Below are 19287 nucleotides of genomic sequence, written 5' to 3'. Positions count from 1 at the left end.
CGATAGAATGAATAGAATCTTTCATGCCCGTATTGCTGTAGGGCAGTTTTTGTTTCTGGCTCTGATAAGTGGTCTTGCCATTTATATGTTGTGGGATAAATACGTGCTGCCTGCGGCGCTTTTCATGCTTTGGCTGATAGTTGTCATCGAGAAGCTGATTCATACTACCTATACGGTGACTCCGGACGGGAAGCTGAAATTGTATTTCGGCCGCTTCTCGCGCAGCAAGGAGATTCTGCTGAAGGATGTCATTTCCGTGGAGCGTGCCTCTTCCATGCAGATAGGACGGTTTGCAGTAATGCGCTACGTACTGGTGAAGTATGGAGCGGGTAAGTGCGAGGTATTGTTTCCGGTCAAAGAGGAGGAATTCATCCGGTTGATGGAGGAACGGAGAGGATGAGCAATATGGTGTGCCCACGTATGTGATTCCGTTTTAATCTGCCGTTATCGGTTTCATGGTAATGTCTCCTGTGTAGCTTTCCGGAGTTGTTTGTATGAACTTTCCCTTTATCTGTTTTTCCGTTTTTGTATATTCACCTACGAATGTCAGCGTATAGGTAGCTACAAGCTTGCTGTAGTGTAGTGTTCCTTTTATGATGAGCCGACAGTGAGGTGGTATGCTGATGGTGGAAGTACTGCTGTTTGGACCTTTGGCTTTTGTTGTTTCGCTGCCATATTTTATTGTTGTCCCGCTTAACGATAGTTCATCTCCAAACATGTAAGGGGCATTGACGAATATGTCTTCTTCCCCCATCCATGCAAATGCTCCGGGGTCGTTGCTTTGGAAGGTGGTTTCCTGCCATGTGTCTTCAAAGGGGGAGTTTGTGGTGGTAATACTGCTGTTCAAATTGTTTTCCATGATGAAAGGCAGGAGTTCTACATCATAGGTACTGAATCCATCCCCTTCTTCTTCAAAAGAGTATTGAATATCTTTGAACAGATATTTTTCAGCATCTTTAATTTCGTCTTTATCATAACAGCCGGTCGTGCAGACAATCAATATGGCGGACAATACGAGGTGGAATAGTTTCTGTTGTTTCATAGCCTTTACTTTTTTGTGAGGATGTACGTACAAAGATAAGTTTATTTTTTTGAAACTATTCATAGTGAGCACTTTATTTTCCTGATAATTTAGTCTTTCTGTAAATGCAGGTAATCTTTGAATCATAAATAAAGCTTAATTTTAGCTCTTCTGTTTGCAGTTTTTCGGATATGGCAGCGTCCATCATGTAAAAAAGAAACGAACATGAATTTGAATTGTGCCATTTTACATGCAGACCCGGAGATTGCCGGAAGGTTGGAAGAGTATATCGACAAGGTTCCTTTTCTCTCTTTGCACGGAAAGTACGGCAATCCTCTTGAAGCGCTGAAGGATTATTATGAGACAAAAGTGGAAGTTTATTTTGTCGGCATCTATCCGGTGGAAGAAGGTGAAATCAACGGAATGGATTTTTGCAGGCTCTTGTCCTCGTCCACTCGTGTCATTTTCATTACAGATACCGACAAGTATGCTGCCGAGTGTTTCCGCCTGGATGCGTTGGACTATCTGATGGACGGGCTCAATTTCTCCACGTTTTTCCAGTCTGTCAGCAAGGCGGCACGCTGGTTCTCTTTGCAAGATGCAGGTACGTCCGACTCCAAGCACAGGCAAGGTCTGGAAGAGACTCCGAAGGTGATTTACATGCGGTGTGACAACCGCATCATGCGGCTCGACCTGGAGCGGATAAACTACATAGAGGGTTTGGGGGATTACGTCAAGATTTTCTGCAAGGGTGCCTCCAAACCTGTCTTGAGCCTATGCAGTATGAAGTACATGGAGGAAAAACTTCCGGCGGACGAATTTATCCGCGTGCACCGTTCTTTTATTGTCCGCATGGACTGCATCAGCGCCATCGGGCGCAGCACACTGCTCATCGAGCAGAAGGATGTCCCCATTGGCGATGCTTACCGCGAAAGGGTAAAAGGGTATGTGTCCAGGCTGGCAGTGTTGTAATACCCCGTTTTCAGATACTATATACTTTGTTTGTTGGATCTATAGTTCCAGCGTGCTGCATCTATATATGCAACGCGTTGCATATATAGATCCAACAAATGATAATCATTCGGTGTAAAATCCGTGTAATCTGTGGTGAACCGGAACCTTGTATTACTTTAGTTTTGCTCTCGAAATTCTTTCCCCGAACGTCAAGTTCAGATTCAGACTGAACCGGCTTTCCTGCATCAGATTGCTGCGTGAGTTCAGTTGTTTCCGCCACGTGGCGCCCAGCGAGAGATAGGAGTACCGGATGGGGAAGCTCGCCCCTACGCTGGCTTCCAGATACTGCATCTTCCCGCCTTTCAGATTGATATAGGAGTTGCCGAAACCTATTCCGCCCATCAGCTCGGTGGAACGTGCCAGGCGTGGCTTGGTAATGTAGCTGCCGCCTATGTTCACTTTGTGCTGGTTCTCGTATTTCATGGAGGTATAGGAAGAGGAGTTGCGGCTCCAGTCCAGGTAGTTGTAGTCGGCGGTCAGCACCCAGCGTTCGGTGGCCATGCTGAGGCCGGTGCCGAGGTGCATGGGCAGATATTGTGTACGGCTGTGGTATCCTTTATTGAGGTTCTCGCTGGTAGATGAGTTGCTGTAGGTCAGTGTATTGTCGTGGCTGATGGGAAGGGAGGGAGCAAATACCAGCCCTGCTGCCCACTTCCGTTGTCCGGTCGCACCCCATTCGTAATGTATGCCGAAGTCCGCATAAAAGGCCCGTTTGGAGGATTCGTACTTTACGACGGCGCTTTCCTGCGTTTCGCTCTGTGTCACTGTGCCCACTATCATCCCCAGGTTGATGCCGACCGACAGTTGCCTGCTCAGTGCAAAGGCATTGGTGACGTAGCACCGGTATAGTCCGCCCGTACCCTCAAAGAGCGAGTAGGTGTAGTTGCCGGGCATTCCCTCTATCTCTTCTTCGGTCTGGATGACATAGCCCACACTGCTGTATGGTGCTGCACCTACAAGGGCATACCAGCGCGGCAGGACACGGAAGCCCATGCTGATGCGGTTGGGGTTGCCGGTGAAGTTGGAGCTGTGTTCGCTCAGGAAGGAGTAGCGGGCATATGAGGCAGATACACCCACATCGAACGTGAAGCAGGCGGTGTCCATGCGGGTGATGGCTGCGGGGTTCAGCGTGTTCAGAAATCCGGTACGGTTCAGGGCGATGCCCGTGTTGCCCATGCCGGCATAACGTCCGCCGTCACCGGCACTCAGTTCGCCCACTCCGTACATGGAGGTGGGCAGGTTGGTGGTGTTTTGTGCCACGGCGGTGAGGCTTGCCGTACACAGACTGCACAGCAGAAGGGGAATCCAGTAATGGCGTTTCATTGCTCGTTGTATATTTTGAATCTTACGTCTAATCTGCATTGGTTTTCTTGTTCGGGGTCGTTGGTGAAGATGACCTGGTTGAAGGTGGTGGTGCTTTCTTCGTCTGTCAGACTCATCAGCAGTTTCTGCCGCTTGATGCCCGAAGTGCCGTAGTTGTTGCGGATGAATTCGGTGAGGTCGAAGGAGTAGTAGGTCTCTTTCCCGTACATCTCGTCGATGGTCAGGTCGCCGGTCTGTACGGTTACGCCGTCACTGCCGTATACGTAGTCCTCCAGCACATTGTTCTCGTCCGTGATATAAAGGCGGATGTCATTGGGAAGCTGGCTCACTTCGTTGTAGCTCCGGGCCAGAGGATAGAGGTAGAGTGTGGCGCGCAAGATAAGTAATATTTAGAAATGCAATAAAAAACAGAATGACGAGAATTAAACGTAAAACGTTTATAATTAAGCATTTTGCAAGAATTGCAGAACAGACATACCTGCAAAAGACAACAAAATATTGCGACGTTTCAGTTACCAGACTGTTAGCCGCCTGTTTCGGAAACAACGGCAGGTAACCGAATTTTTACCGATAGGAACAAAGCGGATTTGTATTCACTGTTTATCAATGTTTTGCATGCCAAAGGACGCTTTTCAAAGGAGTATTTTTACAACCTAAAAAAGAGCGTTATGAAAGTGGAAAAATTCAAGGTGCTGCTCTACCTGAAAAAGAGCGAGCCGGACAAGACCGGCAAGGCCCCGATCATGGGACGGATCACCCTCAACCGCACGATGGCGCAGTTCAGCTGCAAGCTCTCCTGTACCCCCGGGCTATGGAACGCGCGTGAGAGCCGATTGAATGGCAAGAGCCGGGAAGCGGTGGAGACCAATGAAAAGATAGAGAGGCTGCTGCTTGCCGTACACTCGGCCTTCAATTCCCTCATGGAAAGGAAAAAGGATTTCGATGCCGCCGCGGTCAGGGACATGTTCCAGGGTAATGCGGGCATGCAGATGACCCTGCTCAAACTTCTCGACCGGCACAATGAGGAGATGAAGGCCCGTGTCGGCGTGGACCGTGCACCGACGACAATGTCGACCTACGTGTACACCCGGCGCACCCTTGCCGAATTCATCAAAACGGAATTCAAGGTCTCGGACCTCGCCTTCGGACAGCTCAACGAGCAGTTCATCCGTGACTATCAGGATTTCTGCCTGGAAAAGAAGAAACTGGCAATGGAGACGGTGCGCCATTACCTGTCCATCCTGAAAAAGATCTGCCGCATCGCCTACAAGGAGGGGCACTCGGAGAAATACCATTTCTGCCACTTCAAGCTGCCCAAGCAGAAGGAGACAACACCGAAAGCACTCAGCCGGGAGAATTTCGAGAAGCTACGCGATCTGGAGATACCGGAAAAACGCAGGTCACATGTCATCACCCGGGACCTCTTCCTCTTCGCCTGTTACACCGGCACCGCCTATGCCGATGCGGTAAGCATCACCCGGGAGAACCTCTTCCAGGATGACGAGGGCAGCCTCTGGCTGAAATACCGGCGGAAGAAGACCGACTACCTCGGACGCGTCAAGTTGCTGCCGGAAGCACTCGCGTTGATCGGGAAGTATCGTGACGATACCCGCATCACCCTCTTCCCGCCGCAGGACTACCACACGCTCAGGGCCAACATGAAATCCCTGCGCCTGATGGCGGGGCTGAGCCAGGACCTTGTCTACCACATGGGAAGGCATTCTTTCGCCTCATTGGTCACGCTCGAGGAGGGAGTGCCGATCGAGACCATCAGCAAAATGCTGGGACACTCCAACATAAAGACCACCCAGATATATGCCCGTGTAACTCCGAAGCGACTGTTCGAGGACATGGACAGGTTCGTCGAGGCAACCCGCGATTTGAAACTTATTCTTTAATCCTTAAACAATTAAACAATCATTATCATGCGCAGTACATTCAAGCTTTTATTCTACATCAACCGTAACAAGGTAAAATCGGACGGCACGACCGCCGTCCTCTGCCGGATCAGCATCGACGGAAAGAAATCGGCTGTCACGACAGGCATCTATTGCAAACCCGGAGACTGGGACAGCAAGAAGTGTGAAATCAAAACAGCCAGGGAGAACAACCGCCTTACCGCCTTCCGAGGCCGGCTGGAAGAGGCGTACGGGAACCTGCTGAGGAACCAGGGAGTGGTCACGGCCGAGCTGCTCAAGACCACCGTATCCGGTGCCAATTCCGTGCCGGAATACCTCCTGCAGGCCGGAGAGGTGGAACGCGAACGGCTCAGGGTCCGCTCCAAGGAGATCAATTCCACCTCCACCTACCGCCAGTCGAAGACCACGCAGCTTAACCTCAGGCAGTTCATCGAATCCCGCGGGATGAAGGACATCGCCTTTTCGGACATCACCGAAGAATTCGCCGAATCGTTCAAGGTCTTTCTCAAGAAGGAGCTGGGACACAGGAACGGACACGTGAACCACTGCCTGTGCTGGCTCAACCGGCTCATCTACATCGCCGTGGACCGGGAAGTATTGCGTGCCAACCCGATAGAGGACGTGGCATACGAGAGGAAAGAAGCGCCTAAACTAAGGCATATCAGCCGCAGTGAACTGAAGCGGATGATGGAAACCCCGCTGCCCGACCCGATGATGGAGCTGGCGCGCAGGACGTTCATCTTCTCCTCGCTGACCGGTCTGGCCTACGCGGATACGAGGGCTCTCCATCCCCGTCACATCGGAACGACCTCGGAAGGAAGAAGGTATATCCGCATCCGCCGCGCCAAAACGGACGTGGAGGCGTTCATCCCGCTGCATCCCATAGCCGGACAGATACTGGATCTTTACAACACCACGGATGAAGACAGGCCGGTATTCCCGCTGCCGGTCCGCGATGTCCTCTGGTACGAGGTACATGGAATGGGTGTGGCATTAGGCATGAAAGAGAACCTGTCCTACCACATGGCCCGGCATTCGTTCGGGACCCTGACACTGACCGCGGGCATTCCGATAGAGAGCATCGCCAGGATGATGGGCCATACGAATATCGACAGCACGCAGGTCTACGCCCAGGTCACCGACCGGAAGATATCCTCGGACATGGACCGGCTGATGGAAAGAAGAAAGCCTGCGGCCGGCAAGGAAGCCGCAGGCTAAATAAAAATTGCCGTCGGAATCGTAAATGCAATTCCGGCGGCAATCCTTAAACTTGAATACGATATTATACCAATGCAGCGTGATAGTTCTCCTCCAGCAGCTTCTCGATGTCCGATTGCCTGTACAGGATCTTCCCGCCAAGCTGGATATAGGGAATCCGTCCTTGGTCCCTGTAATCCTGCAGGCACCTGCGGCTGATCTTCAACGTCCCGGAAAGCTCCCTGTCGGTCAGGAACCGTTCCCCGTTGAAGGGAGGACGGTTGTCACGGGCAAGACGTTCCACTTTTTTCTCCATGTTGTCCAGCAGGGCAAAGAACCTGCGGGCACGTTCGTTCTCCTTGTCGATAATGCCTTCCATCTCTTCCGCTCTTTAAAGGTTTCCGTTCTTTCTTCCCTCTCTCACAGCCTTCTCCTTGCGTCTGATGCCGACGTAGGTCATCAGCCTCTCCACGTCTTCGGGCTTGTAATAGAACTTGCGCTGGAGGCGGGTGAACGCCAGCCGTCCGGTATCGCGGAGGGTCTGCAGGGTACGCGGCGAGATGTCAAGGCGCAGGCAGACATCCTGGCCGTCCAGTCACTCTCCGGGTTCCTTACGGCGGTTTCTCTCATACAATCTGTCCACATGTGCGGACAGGTTCTCGGCGCGTGCCAGCATCCTCTCAAGGACACCGGCCTCGATGTAGCATATTTCCATAATTTCAACATGTTTAAATGTCAGTGCGAATATAAGGGAAGAAACCATGAGAGGCAAGCGCGACCGGTACACTGGCAGGAATAGTCATGGATAGTCGGTTTTTGTCATATGGCGCGGGAAAAATACTCCGTAGCCGGTCGGTTTTCACGACCCCCTTTGGAAAACCTGAAGGACGGGTGCGTCATGGCGATGAAAAAAGAAAAATCCCCACCGGAAGTGAAGCGACCCCAAACCGGCAGGGAGTGTAATAATAAAGGAACGGACTGTTCAGCCCTTGATGTAACCGTACTTTTTCAGGTCGTCCATGAAATGCTCCGGCGTATCGGTCCTCACCGTCACCCCGTGCAGTTCCCTGTACCGCCCGGAGAAATTCACCATGTACTCCCCGTCGGTGCACCCGCTGTCAAACCAGCTGCCCTCACGCAGGACGCGTACAAACTCGGAAGAGCCGGAGGCGGCAATCCTGCCGCCATCCGCCAAAATACTTGATCTCGTTTTTTTTATTATCGGTATTTCAAATGTCTCAAAAGCCTCTTTGACAGGTTACCATCCGGGATGATCGCCTGAATTCGCATGTACCGGATTTTCTATTTACCAGATTCCATAATGGTTCTTGCCATCCGTTTTTTCTCTGCGGCTGTCGCTTTTTTCCTCGTGGCATCATGGTCTGTTACCGGATGGGAAAAGCCATCTCCATCACAACCATGAATTATAGTGTAGCCATATTTGTATATAGCCGTATGATACGCTATCCGGATAATGCTATCACAGAATTGCGATATAGCCGGATATCAAAATAGGGATAGCCGGGAGCGAAGGGAGCACGCATCCTTCCGGATATAGATATCTCAAAATCTCCATTTGCAGAAGTGTATAAATATCAATCCATTAATGGAGACGATGAAGAAAAACAATAAGGCGTATACGGCTACCTGTTATTCTCCATTTACAGATGTGTAGAAGTTTCAATCCATTAATGGAGACGATGAAAAAACAATAAGGCGTATACGGCTACCTGTTATTCTCCATTTGCAGAAGTGTAGAAGTAGCAATCCGTTAATGGAGACGATGAAGAAAAACAATAAGGCGTATACGGCTACCTGTTATTCTCCATTTGCAGAAGTGTAGAAGTAGCAATCCGTTAATGGAGACGATGAAAAAACAATAAGGCGTATACGGTTACACGTCATTCTCCATTTGCAGAAGTGTAGAAGTAGCAATCCGTTAATGGAGACAATGAAGAAAAAACATAAGTCGTACACGGCTACATGCCCATTCTCCATTTGCAGAAGTGTAGAAGTAGCAATCCATTAATGGACAATAGGGCATGTAAAGGGCAGATTTTCCGTATATTCGCCTCCTTATCCCCGAATTATGGGCGTAAGTCACATGGTCATGGAGATATATCTATCCTTTAATGGGGAGAACAGCCGGCAAATATCTGATGGAAAAGCCCCACAAACCACAGGAAAATAGCCACACAATGGTCTGATACACAATAATTATTGGAGAAACGAGGTCCGCTCCTGCGGACAGCAAGTTGTGTTTTCGTTAAACGAAAACAGGACGGTTTAACAGCGGAAACACAGCCAAACCGTACTCCCCCAAAAAGCTCCGGAGTCGCTTTTCCGTACCGGTATCAGAAAAGCAACCGACAAATCACATAAAGAAGGAAAGTGAACAGCTTTCCGATATTTTAGTCAGAAATCACATCGGAAATTTTGAACGGTACATGTATTTTTACTTAATAAACAGTACCCCTTGCTGCTTATTCGAGAATATTGCCTATCTTTGTAAAGTCGTGCAAACGACTGACATATATAGTTGATGTGTTTCGCTAACACCTTGTATTAGAAATCTAGTAAATCAGTTATCAAAAGAAGAAGTAAAGTATATAGTCCTTTGTGCAAGGATATAACAAAAAAGAGAGCCTACCGTTTCTCAGCGGCAGACTCTCACGGACAGAGTTCTTTAAAAGTGGCTTAGAATTTGTATCCCAAAGTAATACCGATACTGGCATTATGTGGAGCGTTTCCGTCCATCACTTTGCAGAAACCGAGCTGGGTATCGAGACCGACCAAAATTTTGCCGAATTCTACCCCTAATCCGATGTTCCATCCGGCATCAAAACGGTTGTAGTCAAGGCCGTCGCTGCCAAAAGTATTGACTTTGTCTCCCCCATTGACTGTAATGCCACCAATAGAAGCTCCTCCGTCAAATTTTGTCTTACCACCTACACCGCAAGCAAGGTAAGGACCGGTCGCGATGACCAGATTGGTGTTATCTGCAAGGTTAAAGCGGAATTGTACATTGATAGGAAGTTCCAGATAGAGTTGGTTGATCTTTACGTCTGCATCGGCATCAACGACGGTTCCTTCATAGCCGCTAGAGTATTTGGTCCCTTTTTGTGAGAAGAAGAGAGAAGGCTGTAGAGAAATAAGGTCTGTAAACTGGTATTCCATACCTACTCCGATGCGTGCTCCGGGCTTGAATTTGGAATGGTCGGAATTTTCACCGATATAGCTGCTCAGATTCAGACCGGCTTTTACCTGAAAGGAGACTTGTGCGAATCCAATGGTGCTGCATAACGCAAACAAGACAGTTAAAATACTTTTTTTCATGATTATGTTCATTTTAAGTTTCAATCAAAAAGAAGTCGGACACTTGGTATGTCCGAACTTTCACACACAATGTAGCTTCCAAGCGGATTAGTTTTCATGGATGGTGCAGATGCTTACCCGATTCCAATCCGGTTCTTCAAACATGTTTCCTACACCTTGTCCTTCGGCTGTAATCCGGTTCTCGGCTATTTTATACCGTTTCACTAACAAACTCTTGACGGCATCCGCACGTTGTTGGGCGATACGGGCATTTACTTCGACCTTTCCTTCCGGAGAAGCATATCCTTTGATGGATACAGTAGCCTTTTCATGATTTTTCAAGTAAGTCGCAATACGTTCCACATTAGGGGTCTGAGAAGCTACTACACTGACACCTCCTTGGCGGAAGGTTACCACAGATTCCAATGTTTTCTTGTGGTTGGTGATGGTATCTGTTACGATAACCGGACCCTGATTCTTGCAGTCGGCTAACTGTTGTTCCAATTCAGCATTTCGTTGGTTGGCAGCAGTCAGTTTAGCTTCTTGATCTACGTTGGTTTGTCTCAGGTTATTTATCTGCCCGTTCAGCGCATCCACTTCTGCCTGGTCATACAGTTTGGCAAAAGAGATATGGTGTTTGCCATTGCTGCAACGGAAGTGGTATTTCAGACCGGCTGTAATTTCCCAGGCTGCCCGGTTGGCGTTAAATCCTACGTTTCGTTCACCACATGCGTTCAGGTCATATACCAAGGCTGGTTTGATACCAATGGTCCAAGCTTTGGCTTCACCTAAATTGAAATTGAAGTTGAGTCCCAGTTTGCTGGAGATGCTGTTACGGTCTCCGTCACCGTTTTGGGCATAATGTAGCCAACCGAGTCCGGCTACGGTTTCTATTTCGAATAATCGGGGTGTTCCCCAATATCCTGCAAATAGGTTGCTCAGATTGACGGAAGTCAATAAACTTACATTGGTGTTGTCAAATGCCGTTTTACTGGCAGTCGTATTGATGCTGGTCATGGCTTCCACACCCATACCGAAAAAGGGTGTGAGCTGTTTGCCTATTCCAAGTCCCCATGTGGCTCGCATGTTCGGGAAAAATGCACTGTGGGTCAATGGAGTGGTAACACCGGCATGGATGCCAATAGACCAGTTATCTCCCAAGTTGGCTCCTTCATAAGCTCTTTGAGCATAGATGCCACTACAAGTAAGGCAAGCTACGGTTACTGCAATAAATTTCTTCATAAGAATGAGTTGTTAAAAGTTTAGGGTTGCAATATTAGCATCAATTATAATCCGTTATTATCGACAGGTCTTCTAATTAACAAATATTAAGCACAAACTGTGTTTTGAGTCAATTTTGCATATTTAATAATAAAGTGATCCGAAGGAAAGTATTACATAGGTTATGTTGAGTCAGTACAATGATTCTATGATTTCGTGTTGTATATTTTATCCGGGTGGTTTTCTTTGACGTTTCTGCCTTTATTGATATCTTTGTTGGGGATAATTGGCAAGGAAGAAAGACGATTTCCACACTATAGTAATAAAGACGATAAATATGTGTATACAGAGATTGATTCGGTTTATTTTGAATGTGTTGTTGCTGATGGTAGCTATCACCGCTATGTTGGCATGCATCACCAAAGCGGATATATATTCAAAGATGGTGCATGTAGCCTTGGCTGTAGCTTGTGTGAGTGCGGCCTTTTCCAAAAGATACAGATATGTGTGGTGTAGCATGGCTTTGCTGATTATGTTCATAAGCTTTCTTTGCCATAAAGATATGCTGTAGGACATGGAATCAGATGAATTTCAGAATGTCTGTCTCCTTTTTTATAAGCTATGACCATATTTCCCAAGAAAAAAGTTTGAACCTTTATTTTTATTTATACATTTGTAAGTTACATAGGTTAAACAGCCTGTTTTTAAACCTTGTAGTATAATAGTATAGTTTAATCAAAATATTAAGAAAACATGAAAAAGTACATTGCTGAAATGTTGGGAACGATGGTTCTCGTTCTTATGGGATGTGGCACGGCGGTCAGTTTGTCGTGTACGTCAGCTAACCCTGATTTAGCTTCTACTGTTGTTGGTACGGCTCTTGCCTTCGGACTGTCTGTTGTGGCTATGGCTTACGCTATTGGCGGTATTTCCGGCTGTCATATCAATCCGGCTATTACACTGGGTTGTTTGTTGTCGGGACGTATCAGTGGAAAGGATGCCGGTATGTATATGCTGTTTCAAGTAATCGGTGCCTTTATCGGTTCAGCTATTTTGTGGGTGCTGACTTCCAATTCCGGACTGGTCGGTACAGGAGCCAATGCTTGTCAGGAAGGAGTTTCCGTAATCGGAGCTTTACTGGCGGAAATAGTCTTTACCTTTGTTTTTGTATTGGTGGTATTGGGTACAACAGATGCAAAGAAAGGAGCAGGCAACTTTGCAGGACTTGCTATCGGTCTTTCTTTGGTGCTGGTTCATCTCGCCTGCATTCGCTATACGGGAACTTCGGTTAATCCGGCCCGTAGTATAGCTCCTGCTATTTTCCAAGGTGGGGAAGCTTTAAGTCAGCTGTGGATATTCATCATCGGACCTTTCATCGGTGCTGCATTAAGTGCCGGAGTGTGGAAAGTGTTTGCCGACAAACAAGCCTGATAGAATTGAGTATTTAAAAATAGAATGAACGGATTAGTTACATTTAAAATTGAACGATTATGAAATTGAAAATGTATTTTAGATTTTTGTCAGTTAGACTTAACTGATTGAGAAATAAACTTTTAGCAAAGTATTTGAGAAGTGGCGGTAACGAGTTAGCAACCGTGCGAATTTCAGCGTTTTGCGTTGCTATGCTGTCAAACAACTCTTTAACGAAGCAAAAATAAGAAGTTTTTCTGAGAAAAACAAAATTCGGATGTATCTTTTTCCATATTCTTTTGCTTGAATGATAGAACTTAAGTATATTTGCATTATGTCGTCCACGCCGTGGAATTAACAACGATGGGTGGGCGAGATATTACATAATATAAAAGCGTCATTGATGCTTTGTCTTGTGGCTTTCTGAAACCTGAGAAATTTCGAATTGTTGGTCATGGACAATGTCTGAAGTGAATGCTACGGGTATGTTAAATTGTATCCCGGAGTGTGCAGTGAGAGTATATAATGCTCTCCGCACACTTTTATGGGAACGTGCAACATATTGGCGTGGGCAGACACTCCATTCGTTCACCAACAAGGTTTTCTCAGGACCTCAGAAGCGGACAAGTGGATGTGGAAGCCCACGTTTTTTATTATGTAATCAAAATTTTTAAGCAAAAAAATCGCCTTATCGGGTTTCTAAAGGCACAATAGTTATTTTTATGAAAAAATATGTATTAATGCTCATGTCTCTTTTCATGATGGTATGCTCCGCCAACGCTCAAATCAAGGACGACATTCAGAAAAGTAAGGAACGCGCTGCAAAATTGCAAGCATTGTGTAATGATTACAAGACATCAGGAAGTGCAAATGTGGATGGCTATGGGGATGCAGTGAAGAATGCCGCAGTTTTGGCGATTGCCAACAGTGTACAATTGGAAAATATGTACAAACGAGAAATTGGTGAAACTCAAGATGGTGTAACAGATGTTACAATTACTAAACCTACTCTTGATGAATGGGTAACATTTGCAGCGACTGTAGCAGGAGAAGCCGCAAGCATAAAAGCTGCAACGGATAAAGTTCAAGCGGCTGCTGACGAGGCAAAGAAAATGATAGAAGAGGCATCCAAGCAAAAGAATCCCATGAAAGCTGCAAAAGCTGCAAAAACAGCCAAGGCTGCAACAGCCGTAGTAGAATTTGGAAATACCGCAACTCCAATTTTAGTGGAAGAAAGTGCAGCTCAAGTAAAGGCTGTTAATACAATTATCGAAACTCTGAAATCGGGTAAAAATCTATAATCCCTAACTGATTATGAGATTTGTTATTATTACAATCATTATGACTGCGTGTATCTTTAAAGGGTATGCGCAGTCAAATGATGATGACCGCCAAGTAGTCGGTGTCGCAGAATTTTCTTGTAAAGAAAATAGCCCTTATACTGGATTGGTGACAGAAAAGGTTGTGGAAATGCTTACCAATAGTAAACGTTTCAGAGTAGTTGACCGTACCAGTCGGGAAAAAATAACACAAGAATTGGAATTACAAAAAAGCGAGGCGTTTATTGATAGTGATAATCTTGTAGAGCAAGATGTTGCTGTTGCTGCGGAAAAAATGATTACCGGAGAGATTGTCAAGATACCCGTTTACCGTATGAAAAATGGAGATGGAACAATAAGAGGTTATAAGGCAAGTGTCGCTTTTCAAATGAAGATTGTGGATGTGGCAACGGGGTTGAGTACGGAAGCAACCAGTTTTGAAGGAAAAGCAAGCGATGAGTGCCTTTCTCCGGAAAGTGCCGTTACAATGGCTATGATGTCTTTACAAGATAGAATGGCTGAATATTTTAGGATAAACTTCCCCATTACAGCTAAACTTATGAAGATTGTGAAAGAAAAAAATGGTGTGGCAGAAATTATCCTGATAAAAGCGGGTAAAAAGCATGGGATAAAAGTAGGGGATAAATTCAATGTTGAGGTGCTTGAAATTCTTGATGGAGAAATTCTACCTACTACTTTGGGAATTGTTACTGTGACAGCATTAAAAGGAGAAGCCTATTCAGAATGTAAGGTTAGTAAAAAAGAAGGTAAGGCAATCTACGAAAACTTTAATGCAAATAAGCAAATCAAATGTTTTCTTATTATAAAATAACGGTTTAGATGAAGAAAATACTGATAATATGCCTAATAATGTTGACCGCTATACTTGAAGTTTCAGCACAATATCAAGTAAGCGTATTAAACGCAACAAAAGATGCTGTTTCAATGCGTTGTGTCGGTTATGGGAAAAAGGCTACTATTGCCTCAATGGATGCAGAGTTATCCGCAATAAAGACTTTACTTTTTGTAGGAACGCAGAAAACTCAACACAGTATGCCTCTTGTACAAGAAGATAAAGCCGTAGTCGAAAACAAATACAAGAAGTTCTTTGATGCTTTTTACAGTAAAGAATATCAAAACTTTGTAGAATCATCTATCATAGTTACTCCCTACGGGAAAAACGCATTAAAACAAAAATGTATAACATTAGATGTCTGCATAAGAGTGAACCAATTGAGAACTTATCTTGAAAACAATGGAATTATAAGAAAATTCGGTTTATAAAAACAGAGCGTATGAAAAAAATTATGATACTACTACTGGCAGTATTTCTCAGTAGTATGGCATGGGCGCAGACAGCTACAGTCCAACCCAAAATAATGGTTATCCCATATACCAAACAAGGAGAAGACATTTCTCAAGTAATAGAAAATGATGTCAATAAAAGAATTGTATTAGCTAAAATACGTGAAGCTTTTGATAGTAGAGGATTTACGACCGTTGACTTTGCAGCAAAACTTAAATCTTTATCACGTACATCGGGATTGTCTCAAGAAAGTCAATCAGATTTAAAATCAATGATTATCCAGCAATCGGGTGCGGATATATATGTAGAAGCGGAAATGGATATAGTTCTTTCATCTACTGGGAATAGTGTTAAAACAATACTTACAGCGTATGATATTTCAACTGGTGGCTCTCTCTCAAATAAGGTGGGAGAAAGTGGCAAATTCTACACTGAAGATATTGGTAAACTTGGAGCAAAGGCTGTTGAAAAAGTTGCTGATGAATTCCTTGATATTATTCAAGTAAAATTCACCGATATAGTTAACAACGGACGTTCAATTAATGTGGATTTTAGTTTTGAACAAACCGCTTCCATTTCCATGTCAACAGAAATTGGCAATGATGGTTTAACCTTGTCAGACCAGTTGGAACTTTGGATGAGTGAACACGCTTATAAAAACAATTATCATATACAAGGTACAACTGATAAAAGAATGATATTTGATGATGTGCGTATTCCATTAAAAGATGACAATGGAAATAATTATAATATCAATAAATTCGGACTCGAATTTTTGAAATTTGCAAGAAGCATCGGGCTACAAATTACTCGAAGTACTGCCAATAATACACTTGTTATAACATTTAAATAGTGTCTTACGATGAAAAAAATATTTTTTCTTTTATTGTTATTAGGATATTCTTGCCTTGTTCAAGCTCAAACTGATAATGTCTATATATCTGTAGCAATGCCAAGTGACTGTACCCTTGACGGTAATACAAAATCAATTCTTAAAAACAAACTTTTACAAATTCTTTCTACGGAAGGTGTCGCAGGTACTGAATGTGGTGCTATCATTATAGTTCCGGAAATCAATATAATCAACTCCAATTCTGTATATGGTGGAATGAGACAAATTTTGTCTGTAGAGCTTGGTATAACTGTGACTGTTAGGAACATGATAACAAATACTGTATTCAATACCATGCAAATTGCCTCTAAAGGTGAAGGCTATTCTGATAATGAAGCTAAACGTTCGGCTATCAATAAAATAGATGCACTTAATACTGATTATTCAAGATTTGTAGAAGCAACTAAAATGAAAATATCTGATTATTATAGAAATAATACAGTCTCTTTAATAACCAAAGCCAATACTTTGGCTTCTCAACAACTGTTTGACGAGGCTCTTGCTTTACTTTCTACTTATCCCGAATCATTGCCCGGATATACAAAAGTTTCAAATGCAATGGTATCCATATTCAAAAAATGCCAGACACAATATTGCAGTCAGATTTTACTATCGGCTCAAGCTGCTTATTCTAAGCATGATTATACAGAAGCGGCAGAACTTGTTTCTATGATTGATGCACAAAGTAGCTGTGCCGCACAAGCTAAAGCTTTACTTAATTCTATAAAAAAAGGAATGGATAAGCAGTATAATGATATAATCGCAATGGAAAAAGAGAAAATCCGTTCAGATGAACGTATCAAGTCTGCACAAATAAAAGCTATCAAAGACATTGCTACCGCATATTTCAAACGTCAAACAGAGTATATATTCTTTTGGTAACTGTAAATTCAAATAAAGCAACTCCTAACGGTAAATAAATGTATCGGTCATTCTTACTTAGCATTCAGCAATAAAAGATACGGAACAGAAAAAGCTGCTCCGTATCTCTTAGTTATTTATAATTTCATCCCCTTGCTTTTCCGTTGCGATTGTATGGGCTGTCGCATGCTTTGTTTTAGCCTCTCGAACTGCTCCTTGAACCATTCGCCAACGGGAGTTTGATTGATATACAGCACAAGTCGTTTCGATACGGATTCCTGCCTTATTTTTGCAGTGACGTTTCTTGCCGTGAAACTTCGCCCGTGTTCTTCGGAATAGAGCGTGCCATCGTGCGTTACTTCCCTGCCGGCTATCAGTGTACGGGTCTGTTCCGTGGAAAAGCCCACGATGGCGCATAACTTCTCAACCCGCAGGACTTCTTTCGCCAACGGAAACCATGCGCAGAGCTTCTCCACAAGGCGTGTAAGCCTTGATACCTCTCTCTTGTGTTCGGCTTCTTTCATCTGTATTTCCGTCATGTGCCGTTGCTGCATTTCCAGCACTTGACGGTTGTGGTCTGCCCGTATGGTCTGTATCTCGGCTTGCAGTGCTTCGATGGTTTCCTCGTGTGTGGCTACCTCCCTATGCAGGGCGGTGTTCTCCCTCTCCAGCGTCTTGACCTTGTTGCTCCCGAAAAGAGAACCGACACTCTCGGCGATGTTGGCGGCTGCGGTCGTGGCTGCCCCTTTCAGCCGTTCGGTCTGTATCTCTTTTTTCGCCCGTTCAAGCTCTTCCCGTGCCGTTTCTTTCCGTTCCTGCAATTCCACCACTTCCGTTTTCAGCTCCTCCGTCTGTCGCTTTATGTCACGGTAATATTGCTGCGTGGAAACGTGCCTCGCCTCCGAACCGTCCACGCCCCGTTGTAAACCGTATTTTTTCATCGCAACGGCGTAGCTGTCCTGATAGGCTTTCAGTTTCAAGCGGCTCATGATGTCATCTGCGCACAGCCTCACGGTGTCGGTCGGCTTCTTGCGGTAGCGTTTCTTCGCCTGCTCCTCCCTTTTCTTCCGCTTGCGTTCCCCCTTGACTATCGGCACAAGTGTGACGTGCATGTGCGGCGTTTTCTCGTCCAAGTGCAGGTGAGCCGCCACGATGTTCTCCCTCCCGAACGTGTCGGCAAAATATTTGAGGTTGTCGGCGCACCACTCGTCCAGCCGTCCCTCCCGTTCGATGCGTTCCATGTCTTCGGGTGTTGCTGACACGTTGATGCGGATTGCCCGCACTTGGTTACTTCCGATTTTGCGTGTCAGTCCCGCTTCTTCCAGCCTCCTTTGGATAGCCGCCGAACGGTCTTTCACTCCTTCGGGATATTCGATGAGTTTTCGGTTTAGATGCGTGCGTGTGGGGTCGGCGTTCTTGGGTATGATGAAACGCTCTATGTGGGCGGTCGTCCCGCTGTCGGAACCGTGCGCCTTTTCCATGTGTAAAACTACGAAACCCATATATTCTTCCTTTCTTTTTTGGCTTGTGAAACAATGATTTTTTGTATCTTCAGGGGCGGCAAATGCCGTCCCCGATGGGGTGTGCAGAGGGGCTTGCCCCTTGCCTTATTGGGGAATTTTCAGCGATACGTAGTATTGCGGCTCGGAAAATTCCCTAATAAGCTACGGTATTTTCTCCGTAAATACCCTGCGGCGTGCCGTCCGTCTGCCTTTCGGCGGTGGCTGTCCCTGCCGCCTGCTTACCCGTATAACCCCACCTTATTATTTTTCCCTTTCGGTCGGTGGTGGGCGGCGGGGCGGTCGTTTCCGTTTTTAAAGGCTCTTTTGCACGGGGCGGTCGGATACAAGGTTTTCCCAATAAATACGCTCGCAGCGAAGCGAGAGGAAGATTTATCGGGAAACGGCGCAGCCGCCTGACCTTTAAGCCGACATAAAGCCCCGTGCTTGCTTTGCCTTTGTAAACGGAAATGATTGCTCCGCTTTCCTCTGAAAAGAGAAATAGAACCTGCAATATATATCACCATAGTGATAGGTTTGCATGTTGGTATGCTGATATATTGGTATGTTTGCATGTTGATATGTTGATATGTCATCATGCTTTCCAACGGCTGTTGGGCTTGCCGTCCGAAACAACCGACACGAATACCGTCGTTTTCTCTTTTCGCCCGTGTATAATCCTCTCTAATAATGCCCTGCGGACTTTCGCCGCCCCGAACGATTCGATACGGAAAGCGAGGGCGGCTATCGTTTCGAGGTTGTAAACCTCCGCGCTGTATCTGTCCGATATGCGGATAATGCGCTTTATGTCATATATACTCAAAACTCCGCTTTTGCAGAGTGCCTTTATCCCTGCCCGAACCGTCGGGGCGATAACCCCGAACAGTTCGCAGATTTCTCGCTCGGTCATGGCGGTTGCGCCTATATCGCTCGGCAGGGAGATATTGCCCTGCCCGTCCATCGTGATAATGTTCCTTTCTTCTTTCATCG

The 19287-nt window shown here is 45.7% G+C and carries 22 protein-coding genes; 11 read left to right on the top strand and 11 right to left on the bottom strand.

Annotation, left to right across the window (positions count from 1 at the left end):
• Positions 1–7 precede the first annotated feature (7 nt).
• Positions 8–400: a PH domain-containing protein gene (locus JXR92_RS04225; protein ID WP_117599934.1), complete on the top strand. Its 393-nt coding sequence runs from the start codon at positions 8–10 to the stop codon at positions 398–400.
• Positions 401–433: 33 nt separating this feature from the next.
• Here the strand turns inward: JXR92_RS04225 and JXR92_RS04220 are convergent, their stop codons facing one another.
• A complete protein-coding gene (locus JXR92_RS04220) occupies positions 434–1042 on the bottom strand; it encodes a hypothetical protein (protein WP_117599935.1) in 609 nt (202 codons plus the stop codon).
• Between the two features lie 204 nt (positions 1043–1246).
• Here JXR92_RS04220 and JXR92_RS04215 point away from each other — a divergent pair, with 204 nt between their 5' ends.
• On the top strand, positions 1247–1993 hold the full coding sequence (locus JXR92_RS04215; protein ID WP_119962184.1) for a LytR/AlgR family response regulator transcription factor: 747 nt from the start codon (positions 1247–1249) through the stop codon (positions 1991–1993).
• A 153-nt stretch (positions 1994–2146) separates the two neighbouring features.
• On the opposite strand, the gene JXR92_RS04210 is transcribed toward JXR92_RS04215, so the two are convergent.
• The gene (locus tag JXR92_RS04210; protein WP_138346278.1) at positions 2147–3358 is read right to left on the bottom strand and encodes a PorV/PorQ family protein; all 1212 of its coding nucleotides are present in this window, start codon (positions 3356–3358) and stop codon (positions 2147–2149) included.
• A complete protein-coding gene (locus JXR92_RS04205; RefSeq protein WP_226791281.1) occupies positions 3355–3735 on the bottom strand; it encodes a hypothetical protein in 381 nt (126 codons plus the stop codon). Before JXR92_RS04205 ends, JXR92_RS04210 begins: the two co-directional genes overlap by 4 nt.
• Before the next feature lie 291 nt (positions 3736–4026).
• On the opposite strand from JXR92_RS04205, the gene JXR92_RS04200 reads away from it, so the two are divergent.
• Positions 4027–5256 (top strand): site-specific integrase, encoded by a 1230-nt coding sequence (locus JXR92_RS04200; RefSeq protein WP_008670537.1) that lies wholly within the window; start codon positions 4027–4029, stop codon positions 5254–5256.
• Positions 5257–5283: 27 nt separating this feature from the next.
• A complete protein-coding gene (locus tag JXR92_RS04195) occupies positions 5284–6495 on the top strand; it encodes a site-specific integrase (protein WP_206897472.1) in 1212 nt (403 codons plus the stop codon).
• Between the two features lie 64 nt (positions 6496–6559).
• Here the strand turns inward: JXR92_RS04195 and JXR92_RS04190 are convergent, their stop codons facing one another.
• The 5 genes from JXR92_RS04190 to JXR92_RS04170 form a co-directional block, all read right to left on the bottom strand.
• Positions 6560–6853 carry a helix-turn-helix domain-containing protein gene (locus JXR92_RS04190; RefSeq protein WP_005859453.1) on the bottom strand — a complete coding sequence of 98 codons (294 nt, stop codon included), beginning with the start codon at positions 6851–6853 and terminating at the stop codon, positions 6560–6562.
• Between the two features lie 12 nt (positions 6854–6865).
• Positions 6866–7069 carry a helix-turn-helix domain-containing protein gene (locus tag JXR92_RS04185; RefSeq protein WP_009016895.1) on the bottom strand — a complete coding sequence of 68 codons (204 nt, stop codon included), beginning with the start codon at positions 7067–7069 and terminating at the stop codon, positions 6866–6868.
• Between the two features lie 387 nt (positions 7070–7456).
• Positions 7457–7669 carry a hypothetical protein gene (locus JXR92_RS04180; RefSeq protein ID WP_206897473.1) on the bottom strand — a complete coding sequence of 71 codons (213 nt, stop codon included), beginning with the start codon at positions 7667–7669 and terminating at the stop codon, positions 7457–7459.
• Between the two features lie 1502 nt (positions 7670–9171).
• Entirely contained in the window at positions 9172–9810 is a 639-nt protein-coding gene (locus JXR92_RS04175; protein ID WP_206897474.1) for a porin family protein, read from the bottom strand.
• 87 nt (positions 9811–9897) lie between these two features.
• Positions 9898–11031, bottom strand: coding sequence for an OmpA family protein (locus tag JXR92_RS04170; RefSeq protein ID WP_206897475.1), 1134 nt, complete (start codon positions 11029–11031; stop codon positions 9898–9900).
• A gap of 316 nt (positions 11032–11347) precedes the next feature.
• Between JXR92_RS04170 and JXR92_RS04165 the strand changes: the two genes are divergently transcribed.
• From JXR92_RS04165 to JXR92_RS04135, 7 genes are all read left to right on the top strand, one after another.
• On the top strand, positions 11348–11581 hold the full coding sequence (locus JXR92_RS04165; protein WP_206897476.1) for a hypothetical protein: 234 nt from the start codon (positions 11348–11350) through the stop codon (positions 11579–11581).
• Positions 11582–11763: 182 nt separating this feature from the next.
• The gene (locus JXR92_RS04160; RefSeq protein ID WP_132215962.1) at positions 11764–12441 is read left to right on the top strand and encodes an MIP family channel protein; all 678 of its coding nucleotides are present in this window, start codon (positions 11764–11766) and stop codon (positions 12439–12441) included.
• Between the two features lie 701 nt (positions 12442–13142).
• Positions 13143–13721, top strand: a complete 579-nt coding sequence (locus JXR92_RS04155) for a hypothetical protein (protein WP_117693473.1) — start codon at positions 13143–13145, stop codon at positions 13719–13721.
• Positions 13722–13734: 13 nt separating this feature from the next.
• Positions 13735–14571 (top strand): CsgG/HfaB family protein, encoded by an 837-nt coding sequence (locus tag JXR92_RS04150; RefSeq protein ID WP_117693471.1) that lies wholly within the window; start codon positions 13735–13737, stop codon positions 14569–14571.
• Between the two features lie 8 nt (positions 14572–14579).
• Positions 14580–15023, top strand: coding sequence for a hypothetical protein (locus tag JXR92_RS04145; RefSeq protein ID WP_117881297.1), 444 nt, complete (start codon positions 14580–14582; stop codon positions 15021–15023).
• Between the two features lie 11 nt (positions 15024–15034).
• Entirely contained in the window at positions 15035–15898 is an 864-nt protein-coding gene (locus JXR92_RS04140) for a DUF6175 family protein (RefSeq protein WP_117693467.1), read from the top strand.
• 9 nt (positions 15899–15907) lie between these two features.
• The gene (locus JXR92_RS04135; RefSeq protein WP_117693465.1) at positions 15908–16819 is read left to right on the top strand and encodes a hypothetical protein; all 912 of its coding nucleotides are present in this window, start codon (positions 15908–15910) and stop codon (positions 16817–16819) included.
• A 116-nt stretch (positions 16820–16935) separates the two neighbouring features.
• On the opposite strand, the gene mobV is transcribed toward JXR92_RS04135, so the two are convergent.
• From mobV to JXR92_RS04120, 3 genes are all read right to left on the bottom strand, one after another.
• On the bottom strand, positions 16936–18300 hold the full coding sequence (gene mobV, locus JXR92_RS04130) for a MobV family relaxase (protein WP_117693463.1): 1365 nt from the start codon (positions 18298–18300) through the stop codon (positions 16936–16938).
• A gap of 154 nt (positions 18301–18454) precedes the next feature.
• Positions 18455–18811, bottom strand: a complete 357-nt coding sequence (locus tag JXR92_RS04125; RefSeq protein WP_165859785.1) for a hypothetical protein — start codon at positions 18809–18811, stop codon at positions 18455–18457.
• Positions 18812–18892: 81 nt separating this feature from the next.
• On the bottom strand, positions 18893–19285 hold the full coding sequence (locus tag JXR92_RS04120; protein ID WP_005797051.1) for a hypothetical protein: 393 nt from the start codon (positions 19283–19285) through the stop codon (positions 18893–18895).
• Positions 19286–19287: the final 2 nt, after the last annotated feature.

Origin of the sequence: Bacteroides parvus, assembly GCF_017309675.2 — a bacterium.
Taxonomy (GTDB): Bacteria; Bacteroidota; Bacteroidia; order Bacteroidales; family Bacteroidaceae; genus Bacteroides; species Bacteroides uniformis.
Note: the sequence above shows the minus strand (reverse complement) of the source record. Positions and strands in the feature narration are given on the sequence as shown.

Coding starts and splice junctions, on each gene's coding strand:
- mobV (WP_117693463.1), bottom strand. CDS start 18,300: ATGGGTTTCGTAGTTTTACACATGGAAAAGGCGCACGGTTCCGACAGC.
- JXR92_RS04155 (WP_117693473.1), top strand. CDS start 13,143: ATGAAAAAATATGTATTAATGCTCATGTCTCTTTTCATGATGGTATGC.
- JXR92_RS04145 (WP_117881297.1), top strand. CDS start 14,580: ATGAAGAAAATACTGATAATATGCCTAATAATGTTGACCGCTATACTT.
- JXR92_RS04170 (WP_206897475.1), bottom strand. CDS start 11,031: ATGAAGAAATTTATTGCAGTAACCGTAGCTTGCCTTACTTGTAGTGGC.
- JXR92_RS04215 (WP_119962184.1), top strand. CDS start 1,247: ATGAATTTGAATTGTGCCATTTTACATGCAGACCCGGAGATTGCCGGA.
- JXR92_RS04210 (WP_138346278.1), bottom strand. CDS start 3,358: ATGAAACGCCATTACTGGATTCCCCTTCTGCTGTGCAGTCTGTGTACG.
- JXR92_RS04150 (WP_117693471.1), top strand. CDS start 13,735: ATGAGATTTGTTATTATTACAATCATTATGACTGCGTGTATCTTTAAA.
- JXR92_RS04195 (WP_206897472.1), top strand. CDS start 5,284: ATGCGCAGTACATTCAAGCTTTTATTCTACATCAACCGTAACAAGGTA.
- JXR92_RS04135 (WP_117693465.1), top strand. CDS start 15,908: ATGAAAAAAATATTTTTTCTTTTATTGTTATTAGGATATTCTTGCCTT.
- JXR92_RS04160 (WP_132215962.1), top strand. CDS start 11,764: ATGAAAAAGTACATTGCTGAAATGTTGGGAACGATGGTTCTCGTTCTT.
- JXR92_RS04165 (WP_206897476.1), top strand. CDS start 11,348: ATGTGTATACAGAGATTGATTCGGTTTATTTTGAATGTGTTGTTGCTG.
- JXR92_RS04225 (WP_117599934.1), top strand. CDS start 8: ATGAATAGAATCTTTCATGCCCGTATTGCTGTAGGGCAGTTTTTGTTT.
- JXR92_RS04200 (WP_008670537.1), top strand. CDS start 4,027: ATGAAAGTGGAAAAATTCAAGGTGCTGCTCTACCTGAAAAAGAGCGAG.
- JXR92_RS04175 (WP_206897474.1), bottom strand. CDS start 9,810: ATGAAAAAAAGTATTTTAACTGTCTTGTTTGCGTTATGCAGCACCATT.
- JXR92_RS04120 (WP_005797051.1), bottom strand. CDS start 19,285: ATGAAAGAAGAAAGGAACATTATCACGATGGACGGGCAGGGCAATATC.
- JXR92_RS04220 (WP_117599935.1), bottom strand. CDS start 1,042: ATGAAACAACAGAAACTATTCCACCTCGTATTGTCCGCCATATTGATT.
- JXR92_RS04140 (WP_117693467.1), top strand. CDS start 15,035: ATGAAAAAAATTATGATACTACTACTGGCAGTATTTCTCAGTAGTATG.
- JXR92_RS04190 (WP_005859453.1), bottom strand. CDS start 6,853: ATGGAAGGCATTATCGACAAGGAGAACGAACGTGCCCGCAGGTTCTTT.